This window comes from Maribacter arenosus (assembly GCF_014610845.1).
Taxonomy (GTDB): Bacteria; Bacteroidota; Bacteroidia; order Flavobacteriales; family Flavobacteriaceae; genus Maribacter_A; species Maribacter_A arenosus.
In genome coordinates this window covers 18,011-35,931 of record NZ_JABTCG010000007.1, presented here as the reverse complement: position 1 = coordinate 35,931, position 17,921 = coordinate 18,011, and the positions used below count along the sequence as shown (strand labels likewise).

Genomic DNA, 17,921 nt, shown 5'->3' with positions numbered 1-17,921 from the left:
TTCATTAATCTTATTTAGTTTTTCCTTAATCCCTATCAAGTCTATTTCACCGTATTTTAGCCCTGATTTAAGTTGAGTTGAATAATTAAGTATAAAAGGGCCAGTCATCTTGGTAACGTGATTGGCCCTTTTATTTGAATAAATTCTTCCCCCGCTCATAGATTTTCAACATCTAAAACAATTCATATGAAACAGTCACAAAAAAAGACGGTAGTACTTCTTTTTTTTATGTTGTCATTGGCCACAATACATTGTTGGGGGCAAGGTTGTGTTGCCATAAGGCATTTTTCGTCATGCGTTGGATCAACCCTTGAAAACAACCTATTGAATTCAGGCGATATACAAATCGGAATGAATTACCGCTATTTTCGGTCATTCAGACATTTTAGGGGTTTGGAGGAGGAGCCTGACCGTCTGGCCAATGAAACGGAAGTAATCAATAATGCACATGCTTGGGATTACTTTTTAACTTACGGTATAAATCAAAGATGGTATACTAGTATTTCCTTACCTATGGTCATAAATACCAGATCTTCGCTTTATGAACATGGCCGAGAGGAACGCCATACTACTTTCTCAAGAGGTCTGGGCGATATACGGATGGGATTAGGGTATTGGTTACTCGACTTGGAAAAACACCCCAATGTAAATATTGCCATTGGATTTGGAATAAAACTGCCCACGGGAAGTTATAATGCCACGGATGTTTTCTATAATGTGGGTCCAGAAGAAAGCCCGCAAGTAAGACCGGTCGACCAATCCATACAACCCGGTGATGGTGGGTTTGGGTTAATCATGGATTTTCAGTTTTATACAAAGATCGCTTCGAATATCTTCGCCTATGGAGGTGGGTTTTATTTGCTGAATCCTAAGGAGGTAAATGGCATTAGAACTTTTAGGGAAACGCTGAACCCTATTTTGGAAAATGAGGCGATCATGGCCGTTCCTGATCAATTTTCCGTACGCGGTGGATTAAGCTATCATGTATATCAAAACATTACAACGTCATTGGGAGTTCGATATGAGGGCGTTCCGGTCAAAGATATATTGGGAGGGAATAAGGGATTCAGAAGACCTGGGAATGTGCTCTCCATTGATCCAGGAGTTGCCTTTTCCAAGAACAATTTCTCATTGACCTTGAACGTACCTTTTGCAGTACGACGGGAAAGGCCCCAAAGTGTTACGGACAAGCAGGCTGAAGCTCTTACTGGCATGCCTAGAAATGGAGATGCGGCCTTTGCCGATTACCTGGTCAACTTTGGAATCTCTTATAGATTTGCAAGGAACCTAATAAAAATAGACCCTGCCCTTCTAAATGAATTTAAAAACTAATGCTTTTAAATAACGAAAACCGCCATTGCGGTCGGTTTTCTTTAGCTATGCCTTGGGGGCCTCTATATGTTTTATTTGTAAGGTATGGTATTAAGGATATGATTCATGGCAAACAACCGGGCTTCTGTCTTTCTGTTAGCTTCAATAATAACCCATGGCGCGTATGCTGTGTCCGTTTCCTCCAACATCACTTTTTTGTATCTGGTATATTCGTCCCAAAGGCCCTGGGCCTTTTCGTCCACTGCCGATAATTTCCAGCGCTTTAAATTACTTTTGCGTATATCGTCAAAACGTTTTTGTTGTTCCTCTTTGGTAATTGAAAAATAAAACTTGATCAAATAGGTATCAGAGGCAATGATCATTTTTTCAAAATCATTGACCTGAGACATGAACCTTTCATATTGTTCTTGGGTACAAAATTGGTTAACAGGCTCTACCACGGCCCTATTATACCAACTACGATCAAAAAAGACAATTTTACCAGGTTTTGGCAACTTGTTCACATAACGTTGGAAATACCACTGTCCTTCTTCATCTTCGGTGGGTTTGTTCAAAGCGACAATTCTATAATATCTTGGATTTATATAGGCTGACATTCTGCGTATTGCACCTCCTTTACCTGCAGCATCCCTCCCTTCAAAAATAATAACGATCTTTTTCCTGTTCTCTATTGCCCATGTCTGCAATTTTACAAGCTCGGCCTGTTGTTCACGCAATTGAATTTCGTATTTCACCTCTGCCAAGGTTTTCTCTAAATCTATTTTCTTGCTTTTAAACAAACTTCGCAGCCCCAGTTTTGAATTCAGTAAATCCAAATCATCATCCGTAAGTATTATATCTTGTACTTTATTCATTTTTAATCTCTTATATATCGATTTGTTTGGCATTCCTATAATAGCGAACGATGATGTTCGGATCGGGTTGGATCAAGTCCGAGATTTTTTTCTTATCGGTATAATCGAACTTCGAAAGCAAATAACGCATACTTTCCAATCTGGCCGTTTTCTTATCGTTGGTCTTTACAATAATCCAGGGACTAAAGTTCGTATGGGTCTTAGTGAACATCTGCTCTTTGTAAAAAGTATATTCATCCCAAAGTTTTTGTCCCATTTTATCCACTGGACTAAATTTCCATTGTTTTAATGGATTCTTAAGTCGGGAATTGAATCTTTTACTCTGCACCTCCTTGGATATCGAAAACCAAAATTTAATGATAATGACCCCATCCTCATATAACATATGTTCAAATTCCGGTACCTGTACCATAAATTGGTTGTATTCCTCTTTGGAACAAAAGCCCATAACAGGTTCAACAACGGCCCGGTTGTACCAACTTCGGTCAAAAAAGACTATTTCGCCAGGGTTGGGCAATTCTTTGATATACCTTCTAAAATACCATTGCCCTCTTTCATTGTCCGTAGGTTTCGAAAGGGCAACTACCCTCGAAGATCGCGGGTTCAAATGTTCCATAAACCGTTTGATGGAACCTCCTTTACCTGCGGCATCACGCCCTTCAAATAGTACGGCTACCCTTAAATTATGTTCGGTAATCCATTGTTGCAAGTTCACCAGTTCGCTCTGGAGCTTGCTCAATTCCAATTCATATTCAAGGTTTCTTACAACCTTGTCTATTTTTACATCTTTTTCATTCGCAATGGCAATCAAATCTTTTCTTGTCTTTGCCGATACTATATCTTCTGCGGTAAACTTCATGTATTATTTTATAATTTCTTAAAGTTTCAAAATTGAACAAGGCCTTGGACTACCGATAATCATGTTTTCACAAACTACGGTCAGCTACTAAACTAATTGATTTTGGTTTAATTAAAAGGTCCTATCATAATGTGCGCCCTATGTGTTCCAGGATCCATCAACCAGGGCATGCCTTTTGCGTGTGGTTTAATAGGCAATCCGGTCTCCTCCGGGGTGGCGAAAGGTGTATAAATCACATACCTGAACTGTCCATCTTTCAGTTCGCCGGTAGTCTTATCATAGTTTTCATCCTTACCGAAAAATATGTAGGTCATGCTAGGGGCCTTTGGCATAGGTATTTTACCCGAAGCCACTTCGGCACCACGTATTTCCCGCTTTTCATTAAAATCCTTCCCTTCAGCAGATAATTCACGACCTCTGGCCATAAAAGGTTCCAGTTTTTTGGAATAACAGGATACGCTAATCCCTTCTTTATTAGGGTCATCCGAGATACATACCAAATTATTGGTGCCTTCACGCAACACCACGAATTCCCCTTTATCATTATATCCATATACCATGGCCCCTGCTTTGTCTTCTTCGGGAGCCGGTAAGACCGCTGTTTTAATTTGAATGTCCTTGGGAAGAATCTCCGCTTTTTCCTGAGCGATTGTAAATTGAAAACCCAAGCAAATTCCAATAAGTAATAATCGTTTCATTTTGACCTATTTTTCTTAAATATACACATCACTTCGGAAATGACCCTAAATTGAATAAAAAAAGATCATTAAAACCATTAATTTAAACTTGCCAAACTCTTTTCCAAAGTCTCGATTTTCGCCTCGGCATCCGCCTGCTTTTTGCGCTCTATGGCAATAACCTTATCAGGGGCATTATTTACAAAACGTTCATTGGAGAGTTTCTTTCGAACCGACTGCAAAAAGCCTTTGGTATACTTCAATTCTTCTTTTATTTTTTTAATCTCGGCCTCCACATCAACGGCACCACTTATTGGTATAAAATATTCATTGCTATTAACCCTAAAGGTAAGGGCACCTTCTACAGCGGCGTCTACATAGGATATAGAGGAAACATTGGTCAGTTTTTTTATAATGGCATCCCAATCCCTTCCCAATTTTTCGGCATTCGATACCAAAAGTTCCAAACTTTCCTTCATAGGTATGTTCTTTTCCTTTCTGATAGTACGTATGCCCGCAATAACCTCAGCGGCAAACTCGAATTGCCTTATCAGTCCAACATCCGGTTTTTGGATCGAAGGCCATTGGGATACAACTAGTGCCTCGTTGGGCGAACGCTCTGCGATGTGCTGCCAAATCTCCTCGGTAAGAAAGGGCATAAAAGGATGCAACAGCTTTAAATTATTCTCAAAAATACCGATTATCGCCTCAAAGGACATTCTATCTATCGGTTGTTGGTAGGCTGGTTTGACAATCTCGAGCAACCAAGAGCTATAGTCATCCCAAATCAATTTATAAATCGCCATTAAGGCATCCGATATTCGAAATTTACCAAAATGATCTTCAATCTCGGCCAAGGTGTGGTTGAACTTGGCATTATACCATGCTATACCCAATTTTGACGCTTCTGGTTGGGGTATATCTGCCACTTCCCAACCTTTAAGCAATCGGAAACCGTTCCATATCTTATTGGCAAAATTCTTTCCTTGTTGGCAAAGATCTTCATCGAACAACAGATCGTTCCCGGCCGCAGAACTTAATAAAAGGCCCACACGGACCCCATCGGCCCCATAATTTTCTATCAATTTCAACGCATCTGGAGAATTGCCCAAGGATTTGGACATTTTGCGACGTTCCTTATCACGGACAATCCCTGTAAAATAGACATTTTCAAAAGGTTTTTCGCCTCTATATTCATATCCGGCGATAATCATACGGGCTACCCAAAAGAAAATGATGTCGGGGGCTGTTACAAGATCGCTTGTGGGGTAATAATAGTTGATTTCCTTATTGTCTGGCTCCAAAATACCATTGAAAACGCTCATAGGCCATAACCATGAGGAAAACCAAGTATCAACAACATCTTCATCTTGCCGCAAATCGGAAAGTGCTAGTTCATAGTTGTTAGATTTTCCTTGGGCCAAAATTAGTGCCTCTTCGACAGATTCGGCCACCACAAAATCATCCTGTCCGTCGCCGAAATAGTAAGCCGGAATCTGTTGTCCCCACCATAACTGCCTGGAAATATTCCAGTCCCTTATATTTTCCATCCAGTGGCGGTATGTATTCTCGAATTTTTTAGGAAAGAAATTAATATCATCGGTTTCCAAAACGGCCTCAATGGCCGGCTTTACCAAGTCCTCCATTTTTAAAAACCATTGTTCTGACAAACGTGGCTCAATAACGGCCTTCGTCCTTTCCGATGTACCGACTTTGTTGATATAATTTTCGGTCTTTACCAAAAATCCCTTATCCTCAAGCTCTTTCTTTATTTCCTTACGAACCACGAACCGATCTTTTCCTTCATAATGCAACCCAAAACTATTGAGCGTGGCATCGGCATTGAAAATATCGACGGTCTCCAATTCATGTTTTTCACCCAAGGCCTTGTCGTTGACATCATGTGCAGGGGTCACTTTTAAACATCCTGTTCCGAATTCAATATCAACATATTCATCGGTAATAATGGGTATGACCCTATTACAGATAGGAACAATGGCCTTTTTTCCTTTTAAATGGGAATATCGTTCATCATTGGGGTTGATACATATGGCCGTGTCCCCTAGAATAGTTTCCGGACGCGTAGTAGCTATGATCACCTTTTCATCGGATCCCTCTATGGGATAGGACAAATAATACAAAAGCCCTTGTTTTTCTTCATAGACCACTTCCTCATCGGATAAGGTGGTTTGCGCCTGGGGATCCCAATTCACCATGCGATACCCTCTATAAATCATGCCCTTATTGAACAAATCAACAAATACCTTGATTACGGAAGCCGACATATTCTCGTCCATGGTAAAGGCAGTACGGTCCCAATCACATGAACATCCCAATTTTTTCAGTTGTTCTAGGATTACACCTCCATATTCATGTGTCCAATCCCAGGCATGGTTCAAAAACTCTTCCCTAGAAAGGTCCGCCTTGTGTATACCTTCCTCCTTGAGTTTAGCCACTACCTTTGCTTCGGTCGCGATCGAGGCATGATCGGTTCCAGGTACCCAGCATGCATTTTTACCCTGTAATCGTGCCCTACGGATCAAAACATCTTGAATAGTGTTGTTGAGCATATGCCCCATATGCAGTATACCTGTTACGTTAGGTGGGGGTATAACAATGGTATAGGGCTCCCGACCGTCGGGTATGGAATGAAAATAATTATGCTTCATCCAGTAGTCATACCAACGGTTTTCCACCTTTTGAGGTTCATATTTTGAAGGGATATCCATGTTTTGGAACAGTTTTTGATTTAAGGGAACCGGTGACAAAAAAATTGACCGGAAAGATATGTTAAATTATCATTTTTGACGGGTTTTTGGCCCAATTTTAAATACCAAACAAAAATAAGTAACGTTATTACATAACAAAAAGAATTTTGGACGTTGGTCTAAAAAGATTACTTTTGAAATTCACCCAAAACTAAATAATGATGAAAAAAATAGTACTTGTATTATTTGTAGGACTATTAGGATTTAGCCTAAGCGCCCAGGAAACTGTGGCAAAAATCGAGTTTAAGACCGAAACTGTGGACTATGGTGAAATAGCCAAAGGCAGTGATGGTGTACGTGTATTCGAATTTACAAATACTGGGGACGCCCCTTTGATTATAAGCAAGGTGAGTTCTAGTTGTGGATGCACGATACCGAAGAAACCGGAGGGCCCGATTTTACCTGGCAAGACCGGGGAAATTCAAGTGAAGTATGATACAAATCGTGTTGGCCCAATAAGAAAAGCTGTTACGGTCATTTCAAATGCAGACACCCCAACAAAGGTCCTTAAAATAAAAGGAGAGGTGAAATCTACAGGAACCAAGTAGAAGAACCCCTATAAATATAAAAACCCTGATTACATAAATCTTCGTAATCAGGGTTTTTTATGTTTGAACAAATCCTCAAGAACAAATGAAAACAACAAATCCCTGTTATACCTTTCGATAAGCACCCGAATTTTTTTGCCTTTTTTTTCATCGAGCATCTGCTTAATTTCCTGGATCTTATATTGATGAATGCTCTTACCATTTACGGCCAGTATAATATCCCCTTCCTTAAGTCCTGCCGTTTCAGCTGGGCTACCTGCCCGGATACCCGAAACCACGATCTCAGGAACCAAACTTAACCGCGTATGGTTCTCAAAAAGTATTTGCACATTCCCAAAAGAACCTTCCTTGCTTTTTACTACCCCACGTCCATCGGAAATGCGTTGGGACACAAATCTAAGCCCATCGTGCTGTAATGTAATTCCACTAAGGTTATAATGAAATGGCGATTTATACATGCTGTTTTTTCGCAAGGTAATTTTTTGATTGGGATAGTCGAAAACAATATTAAATCGCTTTAATATCTCACCTCCAATACTACCGTTTCGATTGCCTAAATTCTTAATGGAAGCAAAAGAGCGGGTATCCGGAAATGCCGCTTTGGCGTCACTAAGTACAAAACTACCCAGCTGGATGCTGTTCACCTTCGTGCGTTTTCCAAATATATCCCCGTTTAGGCCTTTGCCTAGAAAATCATTGTAATTCTCTGCGGGTATCCCAATTTCTTCATCTTCAAAAAGCCAAATAGCATCACTACTCCCGGTATCTATCAATAAATGCACGGGTATGTTTTCAGAATCCGCAATAAAAACATTGGCATCAACGTAAGCCTTTTTTCCAGTAATGGTCAATGGTAAAATCTCTTTCCGCTTATCCTTTTTGTACACATAGTGATCAGGATCAAAAAATTTTATCGTCTTGGTAGCATAGTTGATATCTACCACAAAATCGCGGAATAGATCATACCCAATAATACCATGCACCGGAATTCCCAAACTGGTCGAAAAATTTAGGCTCTTATCTATGATCACATATAACAATTGTTGCTGGTTGGTGATACTTTTAAGCTTGAAGGTATTGCCGACAGAACTTAAGGCTTTTATAGGTTCCCCTTCACCCAACCCTTTGATTTTGATTTCCGATACATTGTTGATCTGTACAGAATCTTGATCGGTTATGTTAAAAAGAATAGGTTGGTTCACCCCGGAATCCAGCAAAAAGGAAAGCTCGGTTCCATTAACCTCAATAGGGATAATAATCAGATTATTGACAAGTTCGAATTTTACTTTTTGATATTTCTGGCCATTGGGTAATTCAAAGGATTGTCCTGTTCCCAAAAAGGGAATGCATAGTGTCAATACCAAAAAAAATAATCCAAACTTTTTCAAAACCTACTCCATAAATTATTCGCTCTACTTCAATTTACGTAAAATATCCATTAAACCATTATAAATTAACATATTGAAAACATATTAAATAAACTCGGGTACTATTGTATTCTATGTAATGATTTCTCATTTTTGTTTAAAATTAAGAGTGTATGCCATCCATATCGAAAAAAGGGCTCGAGATGCCCGAATCACCTATTCGGAAATTGGTTCCTTTTGCCGAACAGGCGAAAAAAGACGGAGCAAAAGTGATTCATTTGAACATTGGGCAGCCTGATATCAAAACCCCGAAAATTGCGTTGGATGCCGTAAAGAACAATACGCTTACTGTATTGGAGTATAGCAGAACGGAAGGCTCAGAGGTTTACCGTGAAAAATTGGCCGATTATTATGCCAAACACCACATTAATATCACCGCACAGGACATCTTGGTAACCACTGGGGGTTCCGAAGCGCTTTCATTTACCATGGGAAGTATCGCGGACAACAACGATGAAATCATTATTCCTGAACCATTTTATGCAAATTATAACGGATTTGCAACGGCCATGGGAATCAAGGTGGTACCGGTAGTTTCCCGAATCGATGATAATTTTGCCCTACCTCCGATAGAGGAATTCGAGAAACTGATAACGGCTAGGACAAAGGCGATACTCATATGCAATCCGGGAAACCCTACGGGATACTTATATAGTCGGGATGAAATTCAAAAATTGGCCGTTATAGTCAAAAAACATAACCTTTTTTTGATTGCAGATGAAGTCTACCGGGAATTTACCTATGATGGCAAGGAGCATTACTCCATACTGCAGGAATCAGGATTGGATGAAAATGCGATCATGATCGACTCCGTTTCCAAAAGATATAGCATGTGTGGTGCACGAATTGGTTGTTTGGTATCGAAGAACAAAGAAGTCATAAAAACAGCCCTAAAGTTCGCGCAAGCCCGTTTGTCGCCTCCAACCTATGCCCAGATTGCCAGTGAGGCCGCCTTGGAAACCCCACAAAGCTATTTTGATGATGTAAAAAAGGAGTATGTTTCCAGAAGAAACCTCTTGATCGAGGAACTGGAAAAAATCGATGGAATAAAAATTGGCCATCCCCAAGGGGCTTTTTACTGCATCGCCGAACTCCCCATAGAAGATTCGGATGATTTCGCACAATGGTTATTGGAGGAATTCAGGGTAGAGGGCGAAACCGTCATGGTAGCCCCTGCAGCGGGGTTCTATGCTTCTGAAGGATTGGGTAAAAACCAAATACGCATTGCTTATGTATTGGACAAGGATAGTCTTAGGAAAGCGGTGCATATTCTCAAAGAAGCCTTAAAAATCTACAAGGGTCGATGAAAATCCAAGAAAATAAATCCTTAAAACACTATAATACTTTTGGTATAGATGCTACGGCGCGTTACTTCTGCGAAATAAATTCCTTGGAGGATCTAAAAAAAGCACTACAACTTAAGGGGTACCCCGAGCCATTTCTACTTAGTGGGGGTAGCAATATGTTGATTACAAAAGATATCGACGCCCTTGTTTTATATATAAACATAAAAGGGAAGGAAATACTTAAGGAAGATAATAGCCATGTTTATCTTAAGGTAATGGCCGGTGAGGTATGGCACGATATGGTACTTTGGTGCCTAGCACATGATTTTGGGGGTTTGGAGAACCTTTCGCTCATCCCAGGGCATACAGGTACAGCTCCCATCCAAAATATTGGGGCTTACGGTGTTGAACTCAAGGACACTTTTATTAGCTGTGAAGCTTTGGATATGAACGATCAGACCATCAAGGTCTTCTCAAAAGCCGATTGCCAGTTCGATTATAGGGATTCCTATTTTAAAAATGAGGGAAAAGGCAAGTATGTAATAACTTCGGTCTTGTTTAAACTCACCAAAAAAAACCACCCACTAAATACGTCCTATGGCGCCATTGAAACCCAACTGCAGGAATGGGGTATTAAAATACCCACTATACAGGATGTTTCCAAGGCCGTAGTGGCTATTCGTCAAAGTAAGCTTCCCGATCCCAAAGAATTGGGCAATAGTGGAAGCTTCTTTAAAAATCCAGTTTTGACCAAAACGACATTCGCAGATTTCATTGCTGCACATCCGAAAGCTAAATATTATAAAGTATCTGAAAATGCCTATAAAGTTCCTGCGGGATGGTTGATCGAGCAATGCGGATTCAAAGGAAAACGCTATGGGGATGCCGGAGTACATAAAAACCAAGCCTTGGTCCTGGTCAACTATGGCCATGCAACCGGTAAAGATATTATAGGGTTGGCGGAAAAGATTATGAATTCCGTTTTCGAAAGGTATAGAATCAGAATAACCCCGGAAGTTAATATCATAAAATAACCCCTGCTAAAGAATAACAGGGGCTATACCAAACCAAACTAACCAAAAACTAAATGTACAATTACCAGTTGTACATTTATAATTAAAAATTTGAGATAACGCTAGCTATAACAATCAATTTTATAAATTAGCGTTTAAAGGATATACGGTTAAAACGAACCGATTGGATGCCGCGTGCATAAATTTTTCGTAGCCAACCCATTACATGAGCACACTTCTTGAAAAGCATATTGTGGAATTACTACAAGAACGAAATGATAAGGCCATATCGCTCTTGTACGAACACTATGGTGATACGCTGTACGGTGTTGCAAAAAAAGTGGTTCGTGATGAAGAATTGGCCCAGGATGTTTTACAGGAAAGTTTTGTGAAAATCTGGAAGAAATCAGATTCATATGATGCTACAAAGGCAAAATTATTCACATGGTTGTTTCGAATTACCAGAAATACAGCCATAGATAAGCTAAGAAGTGTCAACACGAAATCCGATAAAGAAATCCAAATGGACGTTTCCGACGTATATAACTTAGGCGTTGATAGCATTAGGCCTGAATTTATGGATGTCCGTGAAAACCTGGATAAGATAGAAGACAAGTATCAAATTGTACTTGAAGCCCTGTTTTTTCATGGAATGACCCAACAAGAAGCCAGTGATGAACTGGATATCCCCTTGGGAACCATAAAATCAAGATTGAAAATAGGTCTTAGGGAATTAAAGAAAATCTATGGTTCATCAATGATATTTGCGCTCTTACTAAATCTGATATAATGAAAGAAAAAATAAAAATATTTTTGGATTCGGATTTGCTTGAAAAGTATTTATTGGGAACTACCGATGACCATGAAACTTTACAGGTAGAAAGGTACTTGGCCCTTTACCCTGAAGTAAGGGAAACCTACGATGAGCTACAGGAAAACTTGGAGACTTTCGTGAAACTGCATGCTATTAAGACTCCGGAAGGATTAAAAAACAAGATTCTGGCGCGAATTAAATCCGAGAATGCCAGTAGAAAGAAATTCTTCAGGTATGCCATTGCAGCCAGTTTTGCTGCTGTGATGTTTGCCGGCGCCTCTTATTTCCTATGGAATCAGAATCAGAGTCTACAAGAGGAGAATGTCATCGTAAACAATAAGATTGAATTATTGAAAGAAGACATGAGGCTTGAACTTGAGGATGTTCGTAACCAATTCATTGTATTGAACAATCCTCAAACAAGAAGGTATAATGTCAAGGGAAACCAAAATGCGAAGGAATTGAAGGCCGTTGCCTATATCAATCCCGTAAAAAAGTTATCCTATATCAATGTAAAGAATCTTCCCCATCTACCCGAAGACCAAAGTTTTCAAATGTGGGCCGAAGTGAACGGCGAAATGATCAACCTTGGAATCATCGACGAATTCGTGGGAAAAGAAAAACTCTTGGCTTTGCCCTATGCGGACAAGGCCGTAAGCTACATCACCATCGAACCTAAAGGTGGCAATAAAACCCCTTCGGTTGATAAAGTTGTGGCCAAAATTGATTACTAGTTTAAAAAATAGCACTTATTTTCAAAGCCCTGACCACACAGTCAGGGCTTTATTTTTATATCTTTGCACAAAATTTTACAATGAAGCTTATCCTTTTGACAATAGGTCTTTTAGCACTCGCCTTTGCTGGCATTGCAATCAAAATATGGTCTAAAAAAGATGGCCGGTTCTCAGGAACTTGCGCTAGTCAAAGTCCTTTTCTGAATACGAACGGAGAGGCATGTGGCATGTGTGGGAAATTACCGGGCGAAAGGGATTGCGAGAAAGATACTGCCCCGGAATTGCACTAAGTATAGTGCTTTAGGGTGTAAATCCTTATTCTATTTTGAATAAAACCGAAGATACCTTACTTGCTATTATCAATAAGGCGAAAATGGGCAACCAGATGGCCTTCAGTACCTTGTTGGATACTTTTTGGAATGACGTTTATGGTTTTCAGCTCAAACGTACCGAAAATGAAAATGATGCTGAGGATATTACCATACAAACATTCTCCAAGGCCTTTGACAAAATCAATTCGTATGACGATTCTTATGAGTTCAAGACTTGGTTGATTACCATTTCAAAGAACATACACGTTGATCTTATCCGTAAAAGAAAAAGAAATGTCTTGGAAGCATGGGGAAACAACGAAGCGATTTCAAAAGTTTTGGATGATGCCCCTTCGGCTGAAGACAGTTTGATCACAGAACAGAACTTGGCAACACTATTGCAGAATATTAAAAAGTTGAAACCACATTACCAAGAAGTGATCAACCTCCGCTATTTTCATGAATTGAGTTATGCCGCTATTGCCGCCCAGCTCAACGAACCGATAAACAACATAAAGGTAAAGTTGTTACGGGCCAAAAAATTATTGGCGGAAATCATTAGAAAGAAGAAATAACACCCCAAAATACTTCGTTAAAGCGCTTCCCTTGTAGTTTTTTAATAGACTTCCGCTTGATCGGCAAAACATTAATTTGTTCGTATATTTGTCCAAAATCCAAATATGGGCGTGAATAATGTGGCTCCTCCACAAGGAAAACCAAAATGGTTGCGGGTAAAATTACCTACAGGTAAGAAATATACCCAATTGCGAAATTTGGTAGATAAATATGATCTGCATACCATTTGCACTTCGGGTAGCTGCCCTAATATGGGGGAATGCTGGGGTGAAGGTACCGCAACATTTATGATATTAGGTAACATATGTACACGTTCATGTGGTTTTTGCGGCGTTAAAACAGGTCGCCCATCTGCTGTTGACTGGGCAGAACCTGAAAAAGTGGCTAGATCTATTACATTAATGGGGATAAAACACGCCGTTATCACCTCGGTAGATCGCGATGACCTGACCGATATGGGATCTATAATCTGGTCAGAGACCGTAAAGGCCATTCGAAGAATGAGCCCAACAACCACACTCGAAACCCTTATTCCTGATTTTCAAGGTATTGAAAGACATTTAGACCGCATAATCGAGGTTGCCCCAGAAGTAGTATCCCATAATATGGAAACCGTTAAACGACTTACTAGGGAGGTACGAATACAAGCAAAGTATGAACGAAGCCTTGAGGTTTTGGCGTATCTAAATAGCCAAGGGGTCAACCGAACAAAATCGGGGATCATGTTAGGTCTCGGAGAGCTTGAAGAGGAGGTGTTCGAAACTATGGAAGACCTTAGAAATGCCAAGGTGGATGTACTTACCATTGGACAATACCTTCAACCTTCAAAAAAACATCTGCCCGTAAAGGAATTCATTCTTCCCGAGCAGTTTAAAAAGTATGAGGAAATTGGTCTTAAAATGGGCTTCAGACATGTCGAAAGTGGGGCGTTGGTGCGCTCTTCCTACAAGGCACACAAGCATGTATTGTAATTGGCGTTGGCCTTTTACAATATACTTGGGAAATAGGGTACAACATCCAATGAAAAAAATCAATATCGGTAGCATTGGTGGTAACCCGTTAAAAATTCAAAAGTTCCATCCGCAATTGAATCACGTAGCAATCAACTATTTGGCAAACACCAAGTCCGTAGCTCATGTCAGTATGGATTGTGGTATTAAATTCCCTGTCGAGAATAAGTCTTTGATCAACATTATTTTTAACCTAAAAAAGGAATCTACCATTCAAGAAATAAATAATACTTTTGAAAAAGCGTCATTAAACGAACTAAAGAATATACTTTTTTTCACAAAAGACCCTATAGTATCCCCCGTTATAAACAATAGATAGTATTCTTGTACGTTTGATTCTCAGATGACTTTTGTAATTTTAAATATAATGAAGGTCATTGGAGGGTTTAATATTTAAACTGGAGATAATAGCAGAATTATAGAAGTAATCAATTATTGGATAAAAAAAGAAATTCGTTTGAACCTAAGAATACTACATAAGTGCCTTAAAAATCTCACTTTGATTTTGGCTTTTGTATGCATATCCATCGGTGTAACGGCACAGGACAATGCGGTTCAGAACGACGTACAATCCTATTTTAATGAGGCAAGAACCTATAGGAATAAAAACGAAATAGACCTCGCGCTAAAATCCCTGGAGAAAGCCGCTACACTGGCCGAACAGAACAAAGATGTCAAAACCCTCGTTGATAGCTACCATATGTTCGCCTTGCTTTATCTTAAATTGAATAAGGAAAACACTGCCAAATATTATTGGGACAGGGCCAAAGTTTTATTAGGGGAGGTTGAATACCCATACGGCGATGCCATCTATAAATATATTGAGGCCATTTTTCTTTTCAGGGAAAATCAAAATTTCCAAGCCATTTTTATGCTTAATGAAGCAAGGCAACTGAATAATGACCGTAATTTCTTCAATAATATCCTTTTGACCGAGGGTGAGATCTATTTAAATCTCGAAAAATATGAAAGCGCCTCTAAAAATTTCAATTCCTTAGTCGTTAATACCGATGTATATGAAAAGGATTTCCTGGCTACAAAGGCATATTTAGGACTTGCGAGAACCAACCTTAGAACCGGCAATTATGAAGAAGCGGCGAAAAATGCCGAAAATGCCAATGCACTTGCCAAGGAAAACAATTTTGCGGTTGAGATCATTGAAAGTAATGAATTACTGGCCGAGTCCAATGAAGGGCAAGGCAAATTTGAAAACGCCCTTACGGCTACCCGAAATTTATATGCCGCCAAAGATTCGCTTTTTAGTCTAGAAAAATTAAATCAGGCAACGAAAACGGCAGATGAAATACATAGTGAGAATATGGCCTCGGAAATTAAACGTCAGGATAAGCGGATTGAAGAGTTGAGCAAATCTGCCAACCGATCCGAAATAACGGCAATCTTAACTTCCGCTTTTTTGATTATCATTTCGTTATTGGCAGTTTCTTTATACCGGAACAACCAGATAAAATTGAAGACCAACGATCTTTTGCATACCAAAAATAGTGAGTTACAGGCTGCTAGGGATGCCGCTGTCAGTGCGATGGAAGCCAAAACCAACTTTTTATCGACAGTAAGCCATGAATTGAGAACCCCGCTTTATGCAGTAACAGGACTTACCCACTTATTATTGGAAGAAAATCCCAATGAAAACCAAAAAGAGCATCTCAAGGCTTTAAAATTCTCCGGGGATTATCTACTGAACTTTATTAATGATATTCTACATATAAACAAGATCGATGCCGACAAATTAGAACCTTTGATCATGGAGTTCAATCTTAAAAAGGTTTTAAAAGAGGTCATTGACTCCCTTCAACAAAGTGCCAAGGAAAACCACACCAAGCTTGTCTTGGATTATGATGAAAGCATCCCCTCCCATTTGATGAGCGATCCTTTGAAACTTTCACAAATTTTCATGAATCTTATCGGTAATGCCTTGAAGTTCACAAAAAATGGGGAAGTAACCATAAAGGCTCAAATGGTGCATAAAGAGGAAGAGGATGTTACTCTTTATTTTGAAGTTAAGGATAATGGTATTGGCATTTCCAAAGACCAACAACAAAAGATTTTCGAAGGATTTGAACAAGGTTCTATACAAATAAATAGGGAATACGGAGGTACCGGGCTTGGGCTTACCATAGTAAAAAGTCTATTAGGTTTATTCGATAGTAACATAAAATTGGAAAGTGATCTAGGCCAAGGTAGTTGTTTCTATTTTGAACTAAAACTAAAAAGCAAGGATGATATCATCGATGACATCCCCTTTGAGATCACACATACCGATTATGAATTCAAAGGTCTGCATTTGATGATCGTTGAGGATAATAAGATCAATCAGGTCATAACAAAGAAAATGTTATCAAAGAAAGATATTACCAGCGATATCGCCAGTAATGGAACAGAAGCCATTGAACTTGCCAAGAAGAACACCTATGATGCCATATTAATGGATATCCACATGCCAGGCATTAGTGGGGAAGAAGCGACTATAGAAATTAGGAAATTCGATATGAAAACGCCTATAATCGCTTTAACCGCAATTTCTTTAGACGATAGTCTAGAAAGTTTTTATGCCGCAGGATGTAATGATGTGGTCACAAAACCCTTTAAACCCGAGGTTTTCTATCAAAAAATCGGGGAGAACATTTTTGGTCACCCAGAAAGTAGTACCCCTACGGTATAATCTCCTTTACGGCATTGATCAAAATGGAACCTCCCCCATTTAAGAAATCGTGTTTCACTTGTATATAATATAAATTGCTGACCTTCCCCTTTAATCTGGCGAAGTCCTTTTCTGTTGTCAAGACCATTGCTTTTGAATTGAAAAGTGCTATTTCCGAAGTGCTGAAGAAATGATGGTCCCTATATTCCAAATGCTCTAAATCCAACCCCATACTTTCCAGATAGCGGACTAAAGGCCTTGGATTGGCAATGCCGGTAACCAACGTTACCCTCTGTCCCGAAAGATCGTTTAAAGCTATGCTAGAGGTATTGCTTCTTAATATCCCATCAAAGTACAATCCGCTGAACAATACTTTTTGATGTTCTTTGGGCCGTAGCTGTTTTTTAATTTGAAGTTGCCTTTCTTCGGTCAAGGTAGAAGGACATTTAGTGACAATGATCACATCGGCCCGTTGGGCCTCTTTTCTTGAGTCCCTTAAATTGCCAGTGGGCAAATACCAATCTTCGGAGTATAAATTATCAAAGGCTGTAAGCAGTATCGAAAAACGGGGCTTTACCTTGCGGTGCTGAAATGCGTCGTCCAAAAGAATAACATCCGGTCTGGTGGATTGTTCCAGATTTGTTATGCCGTTACGCCTATTACCATCGACTGCAACGGTAACATCAGGGAATTTAGCAACTATTTGATGGGGCTCATCCCCTATTTCCTCAACCTTACTGTTGCTTGTAGCCAATACATATCCTCTTGTTTTTCGTCCATATCCCCGACTTAATACGGCCACTTTGTATGAACCCTTAAGATTTTCGACTAAATATTCGATCATAGGGGTTTTACCAGTACCCCCGACACTCAGGTTGCCCACACATATTGTAGGGGTTTTAAAGGAGGTGCTTTTAAAAAAGCCAACATCGTAAAGTATATTTCGAATATATACCACGACGGCATAAACCAAGGAAATGGGGTAGGCTATTTTTCTAAGCAGTTGCATTAGAACGAAAATATAATATTTTATCTTTGATCACCTTATAAAAC

Annotated in this window: 17 protein-coding genes; 11 read left to right on the top strand and 6 right to left on the bottom strand. The window is 39.5% G+C overall.

What is annotated here, in order from left to right; translation table 11 throughout:
- The first annotated feature begins 186 nt into the window (after positions 1-186).
- Complete coding sequence (locus HPE63_RS16855) at positions 187-1,332, top strand: hypothetical protein (protein WP_188315483.1); 1,146 nt, start codon at positions 187-189, stop codon at positions 1,330-1,332.
- A gap of 71 nt (positions 1,333-1,403) precedes the next feature.
- Here HPE63_RS16855 and ppk2 (HPE63_RS16850) read toward each other — a convergent pair whose 3' ends face one another.
- The 4 genes from ppk2 (HPE63_RS16850) to HPE63_RS16835 all read right to left on the bottom strand — a co-directional run bounded on the left by ppk2 (HPE63_RS16850) (position 1,404) and on the right by HPE63_RS16835 (position 6,451).
- The gene (gene ppk2, locus HPE63_RS16850) at positions 1,404-2,186 is read right to left on the bottom strand and encodes a polyphosphate kinase 2 (protein WP_223198204.1); all 783 of its coding nucleotides are present in this window, start codon (positions 2,184-2,186) and stop codon (positions 1,404-1,406) included.
- A 10-nt stretch (positions 2,187-2,196) separates the two neighbouring features.
- Positions 2,197-3,045: a polyphosphate kinase 2 gene (gene ppk2 / locus HPE63_RS16845; protein ID WP_188315481.1), complete on the bottom strand. Its 849-nt coding sequence runs from the start codon at positions 3,043-3,045 to the stop codon at positions 2,197-2,199.
- Positions 3,046-3,152: 107 nt separating this feature from the next.
- Positions 3,153-3,743, bottom strand: a complete 591-nt coding sequence (locus HPE63_RS16840; protein WP_188315480.1) for a hypothetical protein — start codon at positions 3,741-3,743, stop codon at positions 3,153-3,155.
- Positions 3,744-3,820: 77 nt separating this feature from the next.
- Positions 3,821-6,451 (bottom strand): valine--tRNA ligase, encoded by a 2,631-nt coding sequence (locus HPE63_RS16835; protein ID WP_188315479.1) that lies wholly within the window; start codon positions 6,449-6,451, stop codon positions 3,821-3,823.
- Between the two features lie 197 nt (positions 6,452-6,648).
- Here HPE63_RS16835 and HPE63_RS16830 point away from each other — a divergent pair, with 197 nt between their 5' ends.
- Complete coding sequence (locus HPE63_RS16830) at positions 6,649-7,038, top strand: DUF1573 domain-containing protein (protein ID WP_188315478.1); 390 nt, start codon at positions 6,649-6,651, stop codon at positions 7,036-7,038.
- A gap of 47 nt (positions 7,039-7,085) precedes the next feature.
- Here HPE63_RS16830 and HPE63_RS16825 read toward each other — a convergent pair whose 3' ends face one another.
- Positions 7,086-8,426, bottom strand: a complete 1,341-nt coding sequence (locus tag HPE63_RS16825; RefSeq protein WP_188315477.1) for a PDZ domain-containing protein — start codon at positions 8,424-8,426, stop codon at positions 7,086-7,088.
- A 152-nt stretch (positions 8,427-8,578) separates the two neighbouring features.
- On the opposite strand from HPE63_RS16825, the gene HPE63_RS16820 reads away from it, so the two are divergent.
- The 9 genes from HPE63_RS16820 to HPE63_RS16780 all read left to right on the top strand — a co-directional run bounded on the left by HPE63_RS16820 (position 8,579) and on the right by HPE63_RS16780 (position 16,889).
- Positions 8,579-9,772 carry a pyridoxal phosphate-dependent aminotransferase gene (locus tag HPE63_RS16820; RefSeq protein WP_188315476.1) on the top strand — a complete coding sequence of 398 codons (1,194 nt, stop codon included), beginning with the start codon at positions 8,579-8,581 and terminating at the stop codon, positions 9,770-9,772.
- Positions 9,769-10,785 (top strand): UDP-N-acetylmuramate dehydrogenase, encoded by a 1,017-nt coding sequence (murB, locus tag HPE63_RS16815; protein ID WP_188315475.1) that lies wholly within the window; start codon positions 9,769-9,771, stop codon positions 10,783-10,785. Before HPE63_RS16820 ends, murB begins: the two co-directional genes overlap by 4 nt.
- Before the next feature lie 205 nt (positions 10,786-10,990).
- Positions 10,991-11,554 carry an RNA polymerase sigma factor gene (locus HPE63_RS16810; RefSeq protein WP_188315474.1) on the top strand — a complete coding sequence of 188 codons (564 nt, stop codon included), beginning with the start codon at positions 10,991-10,993 and terminating at the stop codon, positions 11,552-11,554.
- Positions 11,554-12,312, top strand: coding sequence for an anti-sigma factor (locus HPE63_RS16805; RefSeq protein WP_188315473.1), 759 nt, complete (start codon positions 11,554-11,556; stop codon positions 12,310-12,312). Before HPE63_RS16810 ends, HPE63_RS16805 begins: the two co-directional genes overlap by 1 nt.
- 80 nt (positions 12,313-12,392) lie before the next feature.
- The gene (locus HPE63_RS16800) at positions 12,393-12,602 is read left to right on the top strand and encodes a membrane or secreted protein (RefSeq protein ID WP_188315472.1); all 210 of its coding nucleotides are present in this window, start codon (positions 12,393-12,395) and stop codon (positions 12,600-12,602) included.
- Between the two features lie 35 nt (positions 12,603-12,637).
- On the top strand, positions 12,638-13,198 hold the full coding sequence (locus tag HPE63_RS16795) for an RNA polymerase sigma factor (RefSeq protein WP_188315471.1): 561 nt from the start codon (positions 12,638-12,640) through the stop codon (positions 13,196-13,198).
- Positions 13,199-13,303: 105 nt separating this feature from the next.
- Entirely contained in the window at positions 13,304-14,170 is an 867-nt protein-coding gene (gene lipA / locus HPE63_RS16790; protein WP_188315470.1) for a lipoyl synthase, read from the top strand.
- Between the two features lie 49 nt (positions 14,171-14,219).
- Positions 14,220-14,528, top strand: a complete 309-nt coding sequence (locus tag HPE63_RS16785) for a hypothetical protein (RefSeq protein WP_188315469.1) — start codon at positions 14,220-14,222, stop codon at positions 14,526-14,528.
- Between the two features lie 138 nt (positions 14,529-14,666).
- Positions 14,667-16,889 carry a tetratricopeptide repeat-containing hybrid sensor histidine kinase/response regulator gene (locus tag HPE63_RS16780; protein WP_188315468.1) on the top strand — a complete coding sequence of 741 codons (2,223 nt, stop codon included), beginning with the start codon at positions 14,667-14,669 and terminating at the stop codon, positions 16,887-16,889.
- Here HPE63_RS16780 and lpxK read toward each other — a convergent pair.
- The gene (gene lpxK, locus HPE63_RS16775) at positions 16,879-17,877 is read right to left on the bottom strand and encodes a tetraacyldisaccharide 4'-kinase (RefSeq protein ID WP_188315467.1); all 999 of its coding nucleotides are present in this window, start codon (positions 17,875-17,877) and stop codon (positions 16,879-16,881) included. The genes HPE63_RS16780 and lpxK overlap by 11 nt on opposite strands.
- Between the last annotated feature and the right edge of the window lie 44 nt (positions 17,878-17,921).